The organism is Pseudomonas sp. FSL W5-0299 (assembly GCF_005930655.1).
Lineage (GTDB): Bacteria > Pseudomonadota > Gammaproteobacteria > Pseudomonadales > Pseudomonadaceae > Aquipseudomonas > Aquipseudomonas mandelii.
Map to the genome: position 1 here is coordinate 27667 of NZ_RXHX01000024.1, position 13983 is coordinate 41649.

Here is a 13983-nt window from a genome sequence, read left to right on the forward strand (position 1 = left end):
CGATGAAACCACGTGCCCGCGACTTGAACATCCAGTTCGGCCAACTGCAACCCGGCCCCCTCAACGCCATTACCGATGTGCCCGGCGTGCGCGTCGGCCACAGCGATGTCCGCGGACGGACCGCCAATGGCCGCGACATCTGCACCGGCGTGACCCTGATAGAACCGCGTGCCGGGTCCACCAATCAGCAACCGTGTTTTGCCGGCGTCCATGTGCTCAACGGCAACGGTGACGCCACGGGTCTTGAGTGGATTCGTGAAGCCGGCTTGCTGACCAGCCCGATCGCCTTCACCAACACCCACAGCCTGGGCGTGGTGCGTGATGCGCTGATTGCCCTGGATCGTCAGGCTCAGCCCGATGACGGACGACTTTACTGGAACATGCCGGTGGTGCTGGAGACCTTCGACGGCCTGCTCAGCGACATCAACGGTTTTCATGTGAAGCCTGAACATGTGGCCGAGGCCCAGCGCAATGCCGTCGGCGGAGCGGTCACGGAAGGCGCGGTGGGCGGTGGCAGCGGGATGATCTGTCACGAATTCAAGGGGGGCATCGGCACGTCTTCGCGCCAATTGAGCAAGGCGCAGGGAGGCTGGACCGTCGGTGCGATCGTCCAGGCCAACCATGGCATTCGCAATGAACTGCGCGTCGACGGTTACCCGGTCGGTCGCTATATGGAACAGGCTGACTCACCGTTCCTCAGGGCATCGCTGCCTTATCCGGGCATGGGCTCGATCGTCGTTTGCCTGGCCACCGATGCGCCGCTGCTGCCGCATCAATGCACGCGCCTCGCACAGCGCGCCAGCCTCGGGCTTGCCCGTACTGGCGGCGGCAACGAAGACCACAGCGGCGACATTTTCATCGCCTTCGCCACCGGCAACCAACACGTGCCACCGGCCGCTTATGAAGGCAAAGGTGCCCCCACCTGCAACAACCTGAGCATGGTCAACAACGACCACATCAGTGAGTTGTTTTTGGCCGCGACTGAAGCGGTGGAGGAAGCGATCATCAACGCCGTGCTGGCGGCTGAAACGACGGAAGGTAACGGCCACACCGTGCCGGGGCTGGACGCGAAAACACTGCTCAAGGCCTTGCGTCAGGCGGGTTGGCCGGGGGAAACAGTCGGGATCTGAATACGCTTTAACGAAGACGCCCGATGCAGTGCATCGGGCGGCTATCGCTTATTTTTCCAGGATCAACAGCGGCGTGTCTTTTTTCACCAGGTACGTCGCCAGCTCCGAAGCTTTGCCGTCACCGACGTTCTTCGCGACATGCGCAGTGCCTGCGGGGATGTACAAGGAGTCACCGGCCTTGAGCGTGACGGGCGCCCGCCCTTCGAGTTGATACTCAAACGTGCCCGAGATGACGTAGGCGACCTCCACCCCAGGATGAGAATGCTTGGGGGAAGTGACGCCCGGGTCGAAATCGACACGCACCTGAATCACCTCACCCTTGGAAATATCGAGGTCCTGGCGCACCAGGTCCGTGCGGTGCAGGCCTGTCTGCCAGCTTTTTGCCGGAGTGGCTTGCGCCGGCGCTTTGGCTTCTTCAGCCGCGAAAGCGTTGAGTGATACGGCGGCAGCCAGGGCGATGCCGAGCAGGCCTGCGGTGTGACGGGAGTTGATACGGGACATCGCAATTCTCCAATGAATGCCGCGGTTGCGGTGGCTTCATTACGAGGTCGCGGTGTATCGCGCAAGTGTCGAGAACAGCATGGTTTTGTATGCCCAGGTAACTACCGGCGCCGGGGATACGTTCGGATACAACCGCAGATGCGCGTCAGTGCGCAACGCCGAATCTGGTCACGATGTCTTCTGGCTTGAGCTGTCGCCCATCCATTGAAACCAACTGCAATTTCTGGATTGGCTGACGATCCTGTGCGTCGACCATGACCGATCCCGCTTCGCCGGGTTCGTACAAAAACTCGTTGCCCCACTGCGACAAGGCAATCAGGACGGTTTGCAAGGCCCTGCCCTTTTCAGTCAGCACGTACTCCTTGTAGATGCTTCCATCAGCCGCCGGCTCCATCCGCATCACACCTTCTGCCACCAGGCCTTTGAGGCGGGTGCTCAGAATGTTTTTCGCGACATTCAGGCTTTTTTGAAAATCGCTGAAGCGTTTTGTGCCTGAGAGTGCATCGCGAATGATCAGCAAGGACCACCAATCGCCAATGAGGTCCAGGGATCGAGCGACCGGACACGGACTGCCCTGCAAGCTTTTGCGCTTCACGTAAACGAACCTCCACCAAAAGGGTGCCAACGCTGACGATAATTTGGTCAGATGGCAGGTGGTTGCATAATACAACCCATGCTGGTAAAAATCACTTCCACTGGTTTCATAATGAAACCTACAACCCGATTTCGAGTGATTCCCTGTGCCAGACGCACAGTGATTTCGCCCTCAATGGTTGCATGATAAAACCGTAGGAGATTCCCAATGAAACTGGCTGGAAAAACTGCATTCATCACCGGCGGCAACAGCGGCCTGGGCCTGGCCACCGCCAAACTGTTCATCGCAGAAGGCGCAAAAGTGGCGATCACCGGTCGCAGTCAAAAAACCCTGGATGAAGCCCGGGAGGCGCTGGGGCCAAACCTGCTGGCGATCCAGGCGGACCTGACCGACGTGAAAGAGATCGAGCGCGCCGTATCAGAAGCCGTCGCAACATTCGGCAAACTGGATATCGTGTTCGCCAATGCCGGTATCGCCGGACAGACCCCGGTTGGCGGCACTTCGCTGGAAACCTTCCAGACCATCATCCAGACCAACCTCACCGGCACGTTTTTCACCGTGCAGGCAGCCGAACCGCACCTCAATCCGGGTGCTTCGATCATTTTGAACGGGTCGGTGCACGCTGTGATGGGATGGCCGGGTTACAGCGCCTACGCAGCAAGCAAGGGCGCCGTTCGTTCCATGACACGGGTGATGGCCGCAGAATTTGCGCCGCGCGGCATTCGCGTCAACCAGATTACCCCCGGAGCTGCACGCACACCGGTCTGGAACCCCCACACGGTGAAAGTGGGAATGGATGCGCTGGAGGAAAAACTGAACACCACGATCCCGCTCGGTCGCATTGGCGAAGCGGAAGAAGTGGCCACCGTCGCCTTGTTCCTCGCCTCCAGCGACTCTTCGAATGTCGTCGGTGCGGAGATTGTTGTCGACGGCGGTGCAACCAGTTCGCCATTGGGCGCACCGGCTCACCGAAAAAACTGGCAGGCGTAACGGGTTTGTATCGGCGTGTATGTTCGCTGACGATCTTACACAGCGATACACAACCAGCGGATCAGGACACATAGGCACTACATAAAGGTGGAAAAGTGGGGGCTTCTCCCGTTCGTCCGTAACGCGGCGACATAAACGGTGAGGCCCCCAACCCTTTAGCAGGAACCCGTCATGATCAATGAAATCGACACCGTGCTGTATACCGGAAAGACCCACACCACTGGCGGCCGCGACGGCGAATCGAAGAGTTCGGATGGACGTCTGGACATCAAGCTTTCCCCGCCAGGCTCTTCAGGGGCTGGGACCAATCCCGAACAGCTATTGGCTGCAGGCTGGTCGGCCTGTTTCATCGGCGCGATCGGTAAAGCGGCTGCCGCGCTGAAGGTGACCTTGCCGAGCGGCGTCGCCGTTGATGCCGAAGTGGATCTGGGCAAGACCGACAACGCCTTTTTCCTCCAGGCACGCCTCAATGTCAGCCTTCCGGGTCTCGATCCTGTTGTCGCACGGGCGTTAGTCGATGCCGCCCATCAAACCTGCCCGTACTCCAAAGCGACCCGTGGCAACATCGACGTCACGCTTAATCTGGTTTAAACCGGGCCCATAATGCGGCCTGCCATCCCGGCAGGCTGTACCGAGTTTTTCCCTATAGCATTTATCCATCCTGCCGCCGTTGATCAAGGACGAAATCGGTCTAAAAAGTCCGGTTTGCGTTTCGCAGCCTTTGCTATTCTAAAACCTGTAGGTGAAGACGCAGACTGATGCGCAAGAGGATAGCGAGGAAGCGTGGGGCGCGCTCCTAAGGGTACACGGTTAGAAAGATTCTCCGAGTTGAGATCCAGCCCTTATGCCGTGTGAAGCAGGACAGCACAAAACTGTTCTGTCAGAAGCCTGATAAACCTTGTAAGCCAGAGACCAGCGCTGGCCACCTACTCTATTTCGAAGCCCGCCTTGTGCGGGCTTTTTCGTTGTGTGCAGGACCGGCAGCCAATGCCACTTCCCCTCAATCCAACCGTTCGTCGCCAAGCAGGCCTTTCCCCTATTGACTTCAATTGGCGACTGCGGGAATATTATTTCAGTCGCATACGATACAAACGTATACGACATACAAACAAACCTAGTACACCTTTGAGGATTCATCCCATGAGCAAGATCGAAAAAGTCCTGGCCTCCGGCAAAACCCACACCACCATGAGCAGCACCGGTACCACTTCGCGCGGCCATAACGGCAGCCTCGACATCGTGCTTTCGTCACCTGGCAGCGACAAGCCCGTTCATGAATTCAAAGGCACTCAGCCACACCCGAAAGCCGAGCAACTGTTTGCCGGTGCCTGGTCGGCCTGCTACATCGCCGCCGTCGGTCTGGCTGCCAAACAGCGCAACGTTGAGCTTCCCTCCGATGTGTCCGTCGATATCGAAGTCGACCTTGGCCAGACCGGCGACGCTTACTTCCTCCAGGCACGCCTGACGCTGCGCGCTCCAGGTCTGGATCAGGCCGTCGCGACAGAAATCGCCCACGCCGCAGACCAGATCTGCCCGTACTCCAAAGCAACACGCGGCAACATTGACGTGGCCCTGAACGTAGTCACGGCCTGATAAACAGCGACGCTTTGACATCATTTGGCTTTCAAGAAACATCATATATATCGCATGCGACTAAAGCGCATACGAAAACATACACATTGAAACATTCAGGTAATCATCCATGAGCAAGATCGAAAAAGTACTGGCCACCGGCAAAACCCACACCACCGCCAGCAGCACCGGTAACACCTCGCGCGGCCACAACGGCAGCCTCGACATCGCCCTCTCGTCGCCCGGCAGCACCCAGCCTGCGCACGTGTTCGCCGCCACCCAGCCGCACCCGGCCGCCGAGCAATTGTTCGCCGGCGCATGGTCGGCCTGCTACACCGCCGCTGTCGGGCTGGTGGCCAATGACCTGAACGTTGTGCTGCCGGCGGACATGTCTGTCGACATCGAAGTCGACGTCGGCCAGACCGGTGCGGATTACTTCCTTCAAGCTCGATTGACCCTGCGCGTGCCCGGCCTGGCGGACGACGTTGCAAAAACCCTGGCACACACCGCCGACCAGATCTGCCCGTACTCGAAGGCGACTCGTGGCAACATCGACGTGGACTTGAAAGTCCTCACGGCGTGATGCACCGCACGGCGGGTTCGACGTTACCCTGCACGTCGACCCGCCGGAAGGCAGCAACGAAGTTCTCGGACGCGACCTGTCTGATGCAGAATGAGTTCACGCCACTGCAGACCTCGATCGAGCGCCTGCGCAACAACCTGATCACATCAATGAACACTGAGGAGTAAGCGATGACCACGCACACTGAAACCGCAATCCTGGCCGGCGGCTGCTTCTGGGGCATGCAGGATCTGATAAGGAAACAGAAAGGCGTGCTGTCGACTCGAGTCGGCTACTCCGGCGGCGACGTGCCCAATGCAACGTATCGCAACCACGGCACCCATGCCGAAGCAATCGAGATCGAGTTTGACCCGGCCATTACCAGCTACCGCCAGATCCTTGAGTTTTTCTTCCAGATTCACGATCCGTCGACCGCCAATCGTCAGGGTAACGACATCGGTCTCAGCTACCGTTCGGCGATTTTTTATCTGAATGAAGAACAGAAGGCAGTGGCCGAGGACACCGTGGCCGATGTGAATGCATCTGGTCTCTGGCCCGGCAAGGCAGTCACCGAAATCGCCCCCGCCGGCCCGTTCTGGGAGGCAGAGCCGGAGCATCAGGACTACCTCGAACGGCTGCCGACCGGTTACACCTGCCATTTCATTCGGCCGAACTGGAAACTGCCCAAGCGCGCATGACGCGGTACACCCTGGGTTCCGGCAGCGGCGTCCAGGCACCGTGGCATCAGGTATTGGCCTCGCAGGGCAGGCTAAACAGCACGCCGACCGACGTCAGTCTCAATACCCTTGTGGGAGCGAGCTTGCTCCCGCAGGGTTTGCGTTTAAAGGATTCAGGCGTCTTGCTGCACCACGCCGCGTTCTTCCAGCAAGCGCACAAACATGGTCAGGCTTTGCGACACCGTCCCTCTGCGCCATACCAGCCAGGTGCGCAAAAACCGGAAGGCTGGCGACAACGGCCAGACACTCACCGTGGTGCAGCCCGGCATGCTTTCGAGCATGCTGCGCGGCATCAGCGCCAGGCCGGCTCCGGCGCTGACGCAGGCCAGCATGCCGTGATAGGACTCCATTTCGAAGATTTTCCCGGGCACTGCCGAGTCCTTGGCGAACCAGCTTTCGAAGTGGTGGCGGTAGGAGCAATTGGAGCGAAACGCATAGATGTTTTCGCCGTTGACCTCCCGCGCGCGGTGGATCGGGGCATGGTTGAGCGGCGCGATCAGCACCATTTCTTCCTCGAATGCCGGCACGCCTTCCAGTGCCGGGTGCAGCACCGGGCCGTCGACAAACGCAGCGGCCAGTCGGCCCGACAGCACACCGTCGATCATGGTCCCGGACGGTCCGGTGGACAGGTCCAGCTCGACCTTGGCGTGCTTCTGGTTATACGCGGCCAACAGCTCGGGGATGCGCACCGCCGCCGTGCTTTCCAGCGACCCTAGCGCAAAGGTGCCTTGGGGTTCTTCACCGGCCACCGTCGCCCGGGCCTCCTGCACCAAATCGAGAATGCGCCGGGCGTAATCGAGAAAACTCCAGCCGGCGGGCGACAGGCGCAGACGGCTTTTCTCGCGGATAAACAGGTCCACGCCCAAGTCCTGCTCCAGTTGCTTGATCCGTGTCGTCAGGTTCGACGGCACGCGATGGATGTGTTGGGCGGCCACGCTGATGCTGCCGTGCTCGGCCACTGCCTTGAAAATTTCCAGCTGAATCAGATCCACAGTCATTCTCCAAACGTGAACGATATGCTCAGCATTATTCAGTTTCCAGAAAACTAACGCCACCGTAACCTGAGCGCATTCCCACCTAGCAGGACGGTGCCATGACCAACGTTTCCAGTCTCACCCACGCCATTTCGATCAACCCCGCCACCGGCGAGCAGATCGGCCACTACCCATTTGAATCCGCTTCGGCGCTGCAAGCCGCACTGTCCCGAGCCGCTGACGGATTCCGTGTCTGGCGCAGCACAGCGGTGGCGCAACGCTCACAGCTTTTGATCGCCCTGGCGCAAGCGTTACGCGGTAACGCCGCAGCGATGGCGAACATGATTACTCTGGAGATGGGCAAGCCGATTACCCAGGCCCGCGGTGAAATCGAAAAATGTGCCCAGCTCTGCGAGTGGTACGCCGAACACGGCCCGGCCATGCTGACCGCCGAGCCGACCCTGGTTGAAGGCGGCAAAGCACGCATCGAATATCGTCCGCTCGGCCCGATTCTCGCGGTGATGCCGTGGAATTTCCCGATCTGGCAGGTCCTGCGTGGCGCCGTACCCGCGCTGATCGCCGGCAACACCTACGTGCTCAAACATGCGCCAAACGTGATGGGCAGCGCTTACCTGCTGCAGGAAGCCTTCAAGCAAGCCGACTTCCCTGAAGGTGTGTTCGAGGTCATCAACGTCACGCCAGAGGGCGTCTCCACGGCGATCGCTGATCCTCGCATCGCAGCGGTGACCCTCACCGGCAGCGTGCGCGCCGGCATGGCCATCGGTGCGCAGGCCGGTGCAGCGTTGAAGAAATGCGTACTGGAACTGGGCGGTTCTGATCCTTTCATCGTGCTCGACGATGCCGACCTCGACGAAGCCGTCAAAGCCGCGGTGATTGGCCGTTATCAGAACACCGGGCAAGTCTGCGCGGCAGCCAAACGCTTGATCGTCGAACAAGGCATCGTCGAGGAATTCACGCGCAAGTTCGTCGAGGCCACGGGCAAACTGGTGATCGGCGATCCACTGGCCGCCGACACTTACATCGGCCCGATGGCTCGCTTCGATCTGCGTGATGAACTGGATCAACAGGTGCGCGACACCCTGGAAGAAGGCGCGACATTGTTGCTGGGCGGCAAAAAGGCTGAAGGCCCGGGCAACTTCTACGAGCCTACGGTCTTCAAGGATGTCACCGACCAAATGACTTCGTTCAAGCAGGAACTGTTCGGCCCGGTCGCCTCGATCATCACCGCACGCGATGCCACCCATGCGCTGGAACTGGCCAATGACAGCGAATTCGGACTCGCCGCGACGATCTACACCGGCAACGTCGAACGTGCCCAGCAGATGGCCGGCGAACTGGAAACCGGTGGCGTGTTCATCAATGGCTACTGCGCAAGCGACCCGCGCGTCACCTTCGGCGGCGTGAAGAAAAGCGGTTTTGGCCGCGAGCTGTCGCACTTCGGCGTGCGCGAGTTTTGCAATGCGCAGACGGTTTGGCTGGATCGCCGCTGATCACCTCCAGTGGCCCGGGAGTCTTTTCACGCCCGGGCCTCTGCGCTTTATCGTTCAGAAAATAGACCTTGTCGTTAACCGACGATATCGATCAACTGCTCGCGCTGCGCACCGGTCAGCATCGGCCCGAAACCGGCGCCGGCGTTGTCCGCCATGTAGCGCGGGTTGCCGGTACCGGGAATCACGCAGGTCACCGCCGGATGCGACAGCAAGAACTTCAGCGCCATCTGCGGCCAACTGTTGACCCTCACGTCCGCCGCCCAGCGCGGCAAGGGTTTGTCCTTCAAGCGGCTGAGCAGGTTGCCGCCGCCGAACGGCCGATTGCAGATCACCGCCACGCCACGTTCGCGGCACATCGGCAGGATGCGCTTCTCGACGCCGCGGTCATCCAGCGCATAGTTGATCTGCAAGAAATCCAACGGCTCGGCCTTGAGTACCGCTTCCACCTCGTCATACGCCGACGCCGTGTAATGGGTGATGCCGATGTAGCGGATGCGCCCTTCTTCCTTCCATTTGCGCAAGGTCGGCAAATGGGTTTGCCAGTCCAGCAGGTTATGGATCTGCATCAGATCGATGCGATCGGTTTGCAGCAGTTTGAAGGACTGCTCCATCTGCGCGATGCCTTCTTCGCGGCCACGGGTCCAGACCTTGGTGGCCAGGAAAGCGGGTGAACGTGGCTCATGAATCGACAGCAACTCACCGGTCGTCTCTTCCGCCCGGCCGTACATCGGTGAGCTGTCGATTACCTTTCCGCCCTTCTCGAACAATGCGCGCAGAACGGCGGGCAACTGCTTGTAGGCGGGACTCGAAGGCCCGACATCAAACCCGCGATAGGTGCCCAACCCGACAAGGGGCAATGGCTCGGAGCTGGAAGGAATGGCGCGGGTCAGCATGTTCTTGCCTCCTGTGTCCTTCGACGGCGTGGTTGCAGCGAAGGCCGGGCCGAAGGTGAAAACCGCCGAAGCACCGGCAGCCAGCGTGAGTATTTGGCGACGTGTGTATTCATCAGTGTGGCTCATGGAATGACCCTTCCACCTTTTTGCTTTCAACCTGTTTTTCCTGATGCCTGGCCAGCCACAGGCATAACCAGCCCCACAGCCCGGCAAACGGCACGATCACCAGCGCCACCAGACCAAAACCGGCGCCCAATGCCGTCAGACCGACCGACAACCAGCCACTGGCGGCGTCTCCGCCGCGATACACCAGGGTTTCGATCACATTCTTGGCCTTGTACTTTTCCTCGCGGCTGACCACTGTCCACAACACTTCACGCGCCGGCCGCACGATGGCGAACTCGACCGCACGACGCAGCCCCTGCGCCAGGGCGACGGTAGCGGGCACGGGCGCCAGCGCCATGGCGCTAAACGCCACGATGGTCGCCAGCGGCAATGCCACCAGCGCCCCGCCGACACCGACCAGCCGAATCAACGGCGCCGTCAGCAGCAGTTGAAAGATCAAGGTCAGCGCCGACACGATCAGATCGACCACGGCGAAGAATTGCGTCCGGCTGGCCACATCAGCATAGCTACCCGCCACAATCCGTCCCTGCTCGAAATACAACAAGGTCGCGGCGCTGGTGTGCAGCAACATGAACAACACCAGCCCCAGCAGATAAGGCGAACGCGTAATCAACGTGATCCCGGCCAGCATGCTGCCGCCCATGCGCCGATCCTCCATCAAGCGGCTGCCGGACTGCGATTGGGTGCGAGAGAGCAGCGCCCGATAGCAGCGCACCGCGACTTCCAGCAGCAACGCCGCCGCGACGGTCAATGCCACCGGGCCCAAGCGCGTGGCCATGGTCGCGGCCAGCAACGGCCCGATGAACGTGCCCAGGGTGCCACCCGCGGCGATGAACCCGAATAACCGTCGCCCTTGTTCACTGGAAAACCGGTCGACCAGCACGCTCCAGAAAATGCTGACGATGAACAGGTTGTAGATGCTGATCCAGACGAAAAACACCCGCCCGACGGCCACCGGCGCAATGCGATTGGCGATCAACACACCAAACACCAGCATCGACGCGGCGATCACGCGATAGATCAACGGCACGAACCGCGTGGCCGGCAGCCGCGACGCCAGCGCTCCGAACACCGGCACCATCAGCACCATCACCACGAACGTCGCCGTGAACAGCCACTGCAATTTGTCGGCACCGCCCTCAAGGCCCAGGGCATCGCGCAACGGTCGCACCAGGTAATAACTGGCCAGCACGCAGAAATGGAACGCGAACCCCAGCATCAGGGCGGTTCTTTCGCCGGGCTGCACGTCGAGCCATTTTGCCGCGATGGGCATGGGTGCCCTCCTCTGTAGCCGGGCTCGGTGTGCCTCGCTACCGATGAACTAAACTCTGGCTCCGATCCAGTGGATTGGGTTTCTCAGCCCAGAGCCGTCAATGTCGCCCACTAAAGTTAGCCGAATGCCACGAACCCTGGTGTTAATCGTCGCCATCCTGGTCGCGTTGTACCTGGCGCTCTGTGCAGCGCTGTTCGTGTTTCAGCGCGCGCTCATCTACTTCCCGCAGCCCAGCGCCATCGAGACGTCCGAAACGCTGCTCAAGCTGACGGTGGACGATGTGGACGTGGCGGTGTCGATCAGGCCCCACGACGGGCCGAAGGCGTTGATCTATTTCGGCGGCAATGCCGAGGATGTTTCTCGCAACCTGCCAGGGTTCGCCCAGGCATTCCCGGAGCATGCGATCTATTTGCTGCACTATCGAGGTTTCGGGGAAAGCTCCGGCTCGCCTTCGGAGGAGTCAATTCAGCGCGATGCCATGACCTTGTTTGACAAGGTCTACGATACTCATCCGCACATCGCCGTGGTCGGACGCAGCCTCGGTTCGGGGGTCGCCGTGCGCCTCGCCAGCCAGCGGCCGGCCTCGAGCCTGATCCTGATTACGCCCTACAACAGCCTGGAAGACCTCGCCGTGCGCCAGTTCCCGTGGTTTCCGGTGAAGTGGTTGCTGCAGGAGCGCTTTGAATCTTGGAAGTACGCGGCGCACATCACGATACCGACGTTGCTGATCGCGGCGGAGCACGATGAAGTCATACCGCGTTCAAGCACCGAGCTGCTCTACACGCATTTCGCCAAAGGCGTGGCCACGCTGCGAGTCGTACCGGGGGTGGGCCACAATTCCATTTCCGAAAGTCCCGAATACCTGAAATTACTTGGCGACGCGCTGTGAACAACGCCTGTCTATGACCTGTAGCAGCTGCCCTGCTGGCTTCTCGAACCGGTGGATTTCGTGTCGGATTGAAGCGCCAGACTCAGACCTGGTAGAAGTCGCGATACCACGTCACAAACTGCTTCACGCCTGCATCAACCTCAACCTGGGGCGAGAAACCGACCCAGTCTGCCAGCGCCGACACATCGGCCCATGTCTTGACGACATCGCCCGGCTGCATCGGCAAATAATTGCGCAGCGCTGTTATGCCCAGCGCCGCTTCCAGGCATTCGACAAAATCGAGCAATGCGACCGGTTTTCCACGCCCGATGTTGAAAATCCGGTTGACGCCATTTGCCTCCTTGTCCGGGACCGGCGGCTTCGCAAGCAACCGGGCGATGCTTTCGACAATATCGTCGACATAGGTGAAATCACGCGCCATCTGGCCATGGTTGTAGATATCAATCGGCCGGCCCTTGAGCATCGCTTCGGTGAACGTGAACAGCGCCATGTCTGGACGTCCCCAAGGACCGTACACGGTAAAAAAACGCAGGCCGCTGGCACGAATCCCATAGAGATGGCAGTAGCTGTGGGCAAGCAACTCATTGGCGCGCTTGCTGGCAGCGTACAGCGACACCGGTTGATCGACCGGGTCGTCGACGCTGAACGGGAGTTTGCTGTTGGCGCCATACACCGAACTGCTCGACGCATAGATCAAGTGCACAGGCCGGTAGTGCCGGCAGGCTTCGAGCACGTTCAGGAATCCCACCAGATTCGATTGCGCATACACATCCGGGTTATCCAGCGAATAACGAACCCCCGCTTGCGCCGCCAGATGCACGACCTCGGTGAACTTATTGTCTTCGAATAACGCCATCAAGGACGGCTTATCGACAATGTCCATCCTCTGAAAACGGAAACCTTGCAATTCGCTCAGTTGCTTGAGCCGGGCATGTTTCAATTCCACGCTGTAATACGCGTTGAGGTTGTCGATACCAACAACATCACGCCCTTCCAGGCACAATCGTTTGACCGTGTGATACCCGATGAAACCTGCCGCGCCAGTCACGAGAATAGTCATAATACCGCCCCGCTTGCCTAATCACAGGCAGTTAGTTATAGCGTTGCAATGACCGTGATTCCAAGTTTTATAACTGGCCCCATCAGGGTGGCATCCTTCCGGTTTGCCCGCCCCCCACGACGACTATTTATAGCTAAAAAAAGTTTAATCCGTTCGACGGAAACTAAATCAGCTTTAAAAACAATCACTTGAACATTGCCGAATGCACTTTTGGATGAAAGGCATGTTTTTTGACAAGGAACGTTTGACAGCTTGTCGTGAGTGGTCAATAACTACACGGGTCTGATGAAACAGAATCCGAGTGCAGTTTGTTCGTTTATCGCTGCTTCTCAGACAACTTCTGAAGTCTTTGTTTTTTGCGGCCCCTTCGTATGGACCGTGCGGTAGCTTTGTCTCCGAATAATGACTCAAGCTATATATCCAACAGGCTGTCAGATATAGCGGACATTCATTATCACGCTGTTACGCCTATGTAACACCACCTGATTCATTATTGACACACGTCTTCGCCCCTCACATAAAAAAAACAACCCTGCCTGGCTTAATTACTTCTCGGGCCTCTATAGAGCCACTGCCTGCCTAAACTTTCGATATATACGGAGTTTACCAGCATGCCAGCAATCCGTTCCGAACGCTCTAACTGGTACCTTCTGCAGTGCAAGCCTCACCAGGATGAACGAGCCCACCTAAACCTGCTTCAACAAAACTATGTCGTATTTCACCCCCAACTGTTGAGTGAACGCCTGATTCGCGGCAAATATCAGAGGGTGCGCGAGTCCCTTTTTCCCGGGTATCTGTTTATCCATCTTGGCGGTAATGACAACTGGGCGCCCATACGTTCCACTCGGGGCGTCAGTCGTTTCGTCGAATTCAATCATGGTCCTGCGACGGTGGCTGAGAACGTCATCGAGCACCTGCGTGCACGCTGTTTCGAATCATCGGTATCCCCAGATACCCCGCCCCTTACGCCCGGCGACCACCTGCAAATTATCCGTGGACCACTGTCGACACTCGAGGGGATTTTTATCACTTCACATGGGGCTGAGCGCGTCATGATCCTGATGCAGTTTCTGAATCGGGACCAGGCGATCTGCATGCCCTTGAGTGACCTCGAACTTCAGCACCCCTCGTTTCAATCCAATATCTGACTGATCGCTTATTCCAGGAGCC

15 protein-coding genes are annotated in these 13983 nt (G+C 59.0%); 9 read left to right on the forward strand and 6 right to left on the reverse strand.

All coding sequences use genetic code 11. From position 1 onward, the window contains the following. Positions 1 to 2 precede the first annotated feature (2 nt). Positions 3 to 1130, forward strand: a complete 1128-nt coding sequence (locus tag FHL16_RS23700) for a DmpA family aminopeptidase (protein ID WP_077749452.1) — start codon at positions 3 to 5, stop codon at positions 1128 to 1130. 48 nt (positions 1131 to 1178) lie between these two features. On the opposite strand, the gene FHL16_RS23705 is transcribed toward FHL16_RS23700, so the two are convergent. Together FHL16_RS23705 and FHL16_RS23710 are read right to left on the reverse strand one after the other, a co-directional pair. Then, positions 1179 to 1631, reverse strand: coding sequence for a cupin domain-containing protein (locus FHL16_RS23705; RefSeq protein ID WP_010455330.1), 453 nt, complete (start codon positions 1629 to 1631; stop codon positions 1179 to 1181). 145 nt (positions 1632 to 1776) lie between these two features. Next, positions 1777 to 2226 (reverse strand): winged helix-turn-helix transcriptional regulator, encoded by a 450-nt coding sequence (locus tag FHL16_RS23710; RefSeq protein WP_010455332.1) that lies wholly within the window; start codon positions 2224 to 2226, stop codon positions 1777 to 1779. A 207-nt stretch (positions 2227 to 2433) separates the two neighbouring features. Here FHL16_RS23710 and FHL16_RS23715 point away from each other — a divergent pair, with 207 nt between their 5' ends. From FHL16_RS23715 to msrA, 5 genes are all read left to right on the forward strand, one after another. After that, complete coding sequence (locus FHL16_RS23715) at positions 2434 to 3216, forward strand: SDR family NAD(P)-dependent oxidoreductase (protein ID WP_077749453.1); 783 nt, start codon at positions 2434 to 2436, stop codon at positions 3214 to 3216. Between the two features lie 171 nt (positions 3217 to 3387). Next, a complete protein-coding gene (locus FHL16_RS23720; protein WP_010455335.1) occupies positions 3388 to 3807 on the forward strand; it encodes an organic hydroperoxide resistance protein in 420 nt (139 codons plus the stop codon). A gap of 549 nt (positions 3808 to 4356) precedes the next feature. Further along, positions 4357 to 4809: an Ohr family peroxiredoxin gene (locus FHL16_RS23725; protein WP_077749454.1), complete on the forward strand. Its 453-nt coding sequence runs from the start codon at positions 4357 to 4359 to the stop codon at positions 4807 to 4809. 109 nt (positions 4810 to 4918) lie between these two features. After that, positions 4919 to 5371 (forward strand): Ohr family peroxiredoxin, encoded by a 453-nt coding sequence (locus tag FHL16_RS23730; protein ID WP_010455338.1) that lies wholly within the window; start codon positions 4919 to 4921, stop codon positions 5369 to 5371. Between the two features lie 170 nt (positions 5372 to 5541). Then, on the forward strand, positions 5542 to 6048 hold the full coding sequence (msrA, locus tag FHL16_RS23735; RefSeq protein WP_010455339.1) for a peptide-methionine (S)-S-oxide reductase MsrA: 507 nt from the start codon (positions 5542 to 5544) through the stop codon (positions 6046 to 6048). Positions 6049 to 6200: 152 nt separating this feature from the next. Here the strand turns inward: msrA and ptrR are convergent, their stop codons facing one another. Beyond that, entirely contained in the window at positions 6201 to 7079 is an 879-nt protein-coding gene (gene ptrR, locus FHL16_RS23740) for a putrescine utilization regulator PtrR (protein ID WP_077749455.1), read from the reverse strand. A gap of 101 nt (positions 7080 to 7180) precedes the next feature. Between ptrR and FHL16_RS23745 the strand changes: the two genes are divergently transcribed. Beyond that, positions 7181 to 8572 (forward strand): aldehyde dehydrogenase family protein, encoded by a 1392-nt coding sequence (locus FHL16_RS23745; RefSeq protein ID WP_077749456.1) that lies wholly within the window; start codon positions 7181 to 7183, stop codon positions 8570 to 8572. A 74-nt stretch (positions 8573 to 8646) separates the two neighbouring features. On the opposite strand, the gene FHL16_RS23750 is transcribed toward FHL16_RS23745, so the two are convergent. Beyond that, positions 8647 to 9591 (reverse strand): aldo/keto reductase, encoded by a 945-nt coding sequence (locus FHL16_RS23750; protein ID WP_077749457.1) that lies wholly within the window; start codon positions 9589 to 9591, stop codon positions 8647 to 8649. Next, a complete protein-coding gene (locus tag FHL16_RS23755; protein WP_077749458.1) occupies positions 9578 to 10864 on the reverse strand; it encodes an NTP/NDP exchange transporter in 1287 nt (428 codons plus the stop codon). The genes FHL16_RS23750 and FHL16_RS23755 overlap by 14 nt, the downstream gene beginning before the upstream one ends. 100 nt (positions 10865 to 10964) lie before the next feature. Here FHL16_RS23755 and FHL16_RS23760 point away from each other — a divergent pair, with 100 nt between their 5' ends. Continuing rightward, a complete protein-coding gene (locus FHL16_RS23760; RefSeq protein ID WP_077749459.1) occupies positions 10965 to 11753 on the forward strand; it encodes an alpha/beta hydrolase in 789 nt (262 codons plus the stop codon). Positions 11754 to 11835: 82 nt separating this feature from the next. Here FHL16_RS23760 and FHL16_RS23765 read toward each other — a convergent pair whose 3' ends face one another. Continuing rightward, positions 11836 to 12813, reverse strand: coding sequence for an NAD-dependent epimerase (locus tag FHL16_RS23765; RefSeq protein ID WP_077749460.1), 978 nt, complete (start codon positions 12811 to 12813; stop codon positions 11836 to 11838). A 611-nt stretch (positions 12814 to 13424) separates the two neighbouring features. Between FHL16_RS23765 and rfaH the strand changes: the two genes are divergently transcribed. After that, entirely contained in the window at positions 13425 to 13961 is a 537-nt protein-coding gene (gene rfaH, locus FHL16_RS23770) for a transcription/translation regulatory transformer protein RfaH (RefSeq protein WP_077749461.1), read from the forward strand. Positions 13962 to 13983 lie beyond the last annotated feature (22 nt).

What these genes read in the sequence shown, in the direction of transcription:
- FHL16_RS23700 (WP_077749452.1), top strand. Translation starts at nt 3, where the DNA reads ATGAAACCACGTGCCCGCGACTTGAACATCCAGTTCGGCCAACTGCAA.
- FHL16_RS23705 (WP_010455330.1), bottom strand. Translation starts at nt 1,631, where the DNA reads ATGTCCCGTATCAACTCCCGTCACACCGCAGGCCTGCTCGGCATCGCC.
- FHL16_RS23715 (WP_077749453.1), top strand. Translation starts at nt 2,434, where the DNA reads ATGAAACTGGCTGGAAAAACTGCATTCATCACCGGCGGCAACAGCGGC.
- FHL16_RS23720 (WP_010455335.1), top strand. Translation starts at nt 3,388, where the DNA reads ATGATCAATGAAATCGACACCGTGCTGTATACCGGAAAGACCCACACC.
- FHL16_RS23725 (WP_077749454.1), top strand. Translation starts at nt 4,357, where the DNA reads ATGAGCAAGATCGAAAAAGTCCTGGCCTCCGGCAAAACCCACACCACC.
- FHL16_RS23730 (WP_010455338.1), top strand. Translation starts at nt 4,919, where the DNA reads ATGAGCAAGATCGAAAAAGTACTGGCCACCGGCAAAACCCACACCACC.
- msrA (WP_010455339.1), top strand. Translation starts at nt 5,542, where the DNA reads ATGACCACGCACACTGAAACCGCAATCCTGGCCGGCGGCTGCTTCTGG.
- FHL16_RS23745 (WP_077749456.1), top strand. Translation starts at nt 7,181, where the DNA reads ATGACCAACGTTTCCAGTCTCACCCACGCCATTTCGATCAACCCCGCC.
- FHL16_RS23750 (WP_077749457.1), bottom strand. Translation starts at nt 9,591, where the DNA reads ATGAGCCACACTGATGAATACACACGTCGCCAAATACTCACGCTGGCT.
- FHL16_RS23755 (WP_077749458.1), bottom strand. Translation starts at nt 10,864, where the DNA reads ATGCCCATCGCGGCAAAATGGCTCGACGTGCAGCCCGGCGAAAGAACC.
- FHL16_RS23760 (WP_077749459.1), top strand. Translation starts at nt 10,965, where the DNA reads ATGTCGCCCACTAAAGTTAGCCGAATGCCACGAACCCTGGTGTTAATC.
- FHL16_RS23765 (WP_077749460.1), bottom strand. Translation starts at nt 12,813, where the DNA reads ATGACTATTCTCGTGACTGGCGCGGCAGGTTTCATCGGGTATCACACG.
- rfaH (WP_077749461.1), top strand. Translation starts at nt 13,425, where the DNA reads ATGCCAGCAATCCGTTCCGAACGCTCTAACTGGTACCTTCTGCAGTGC.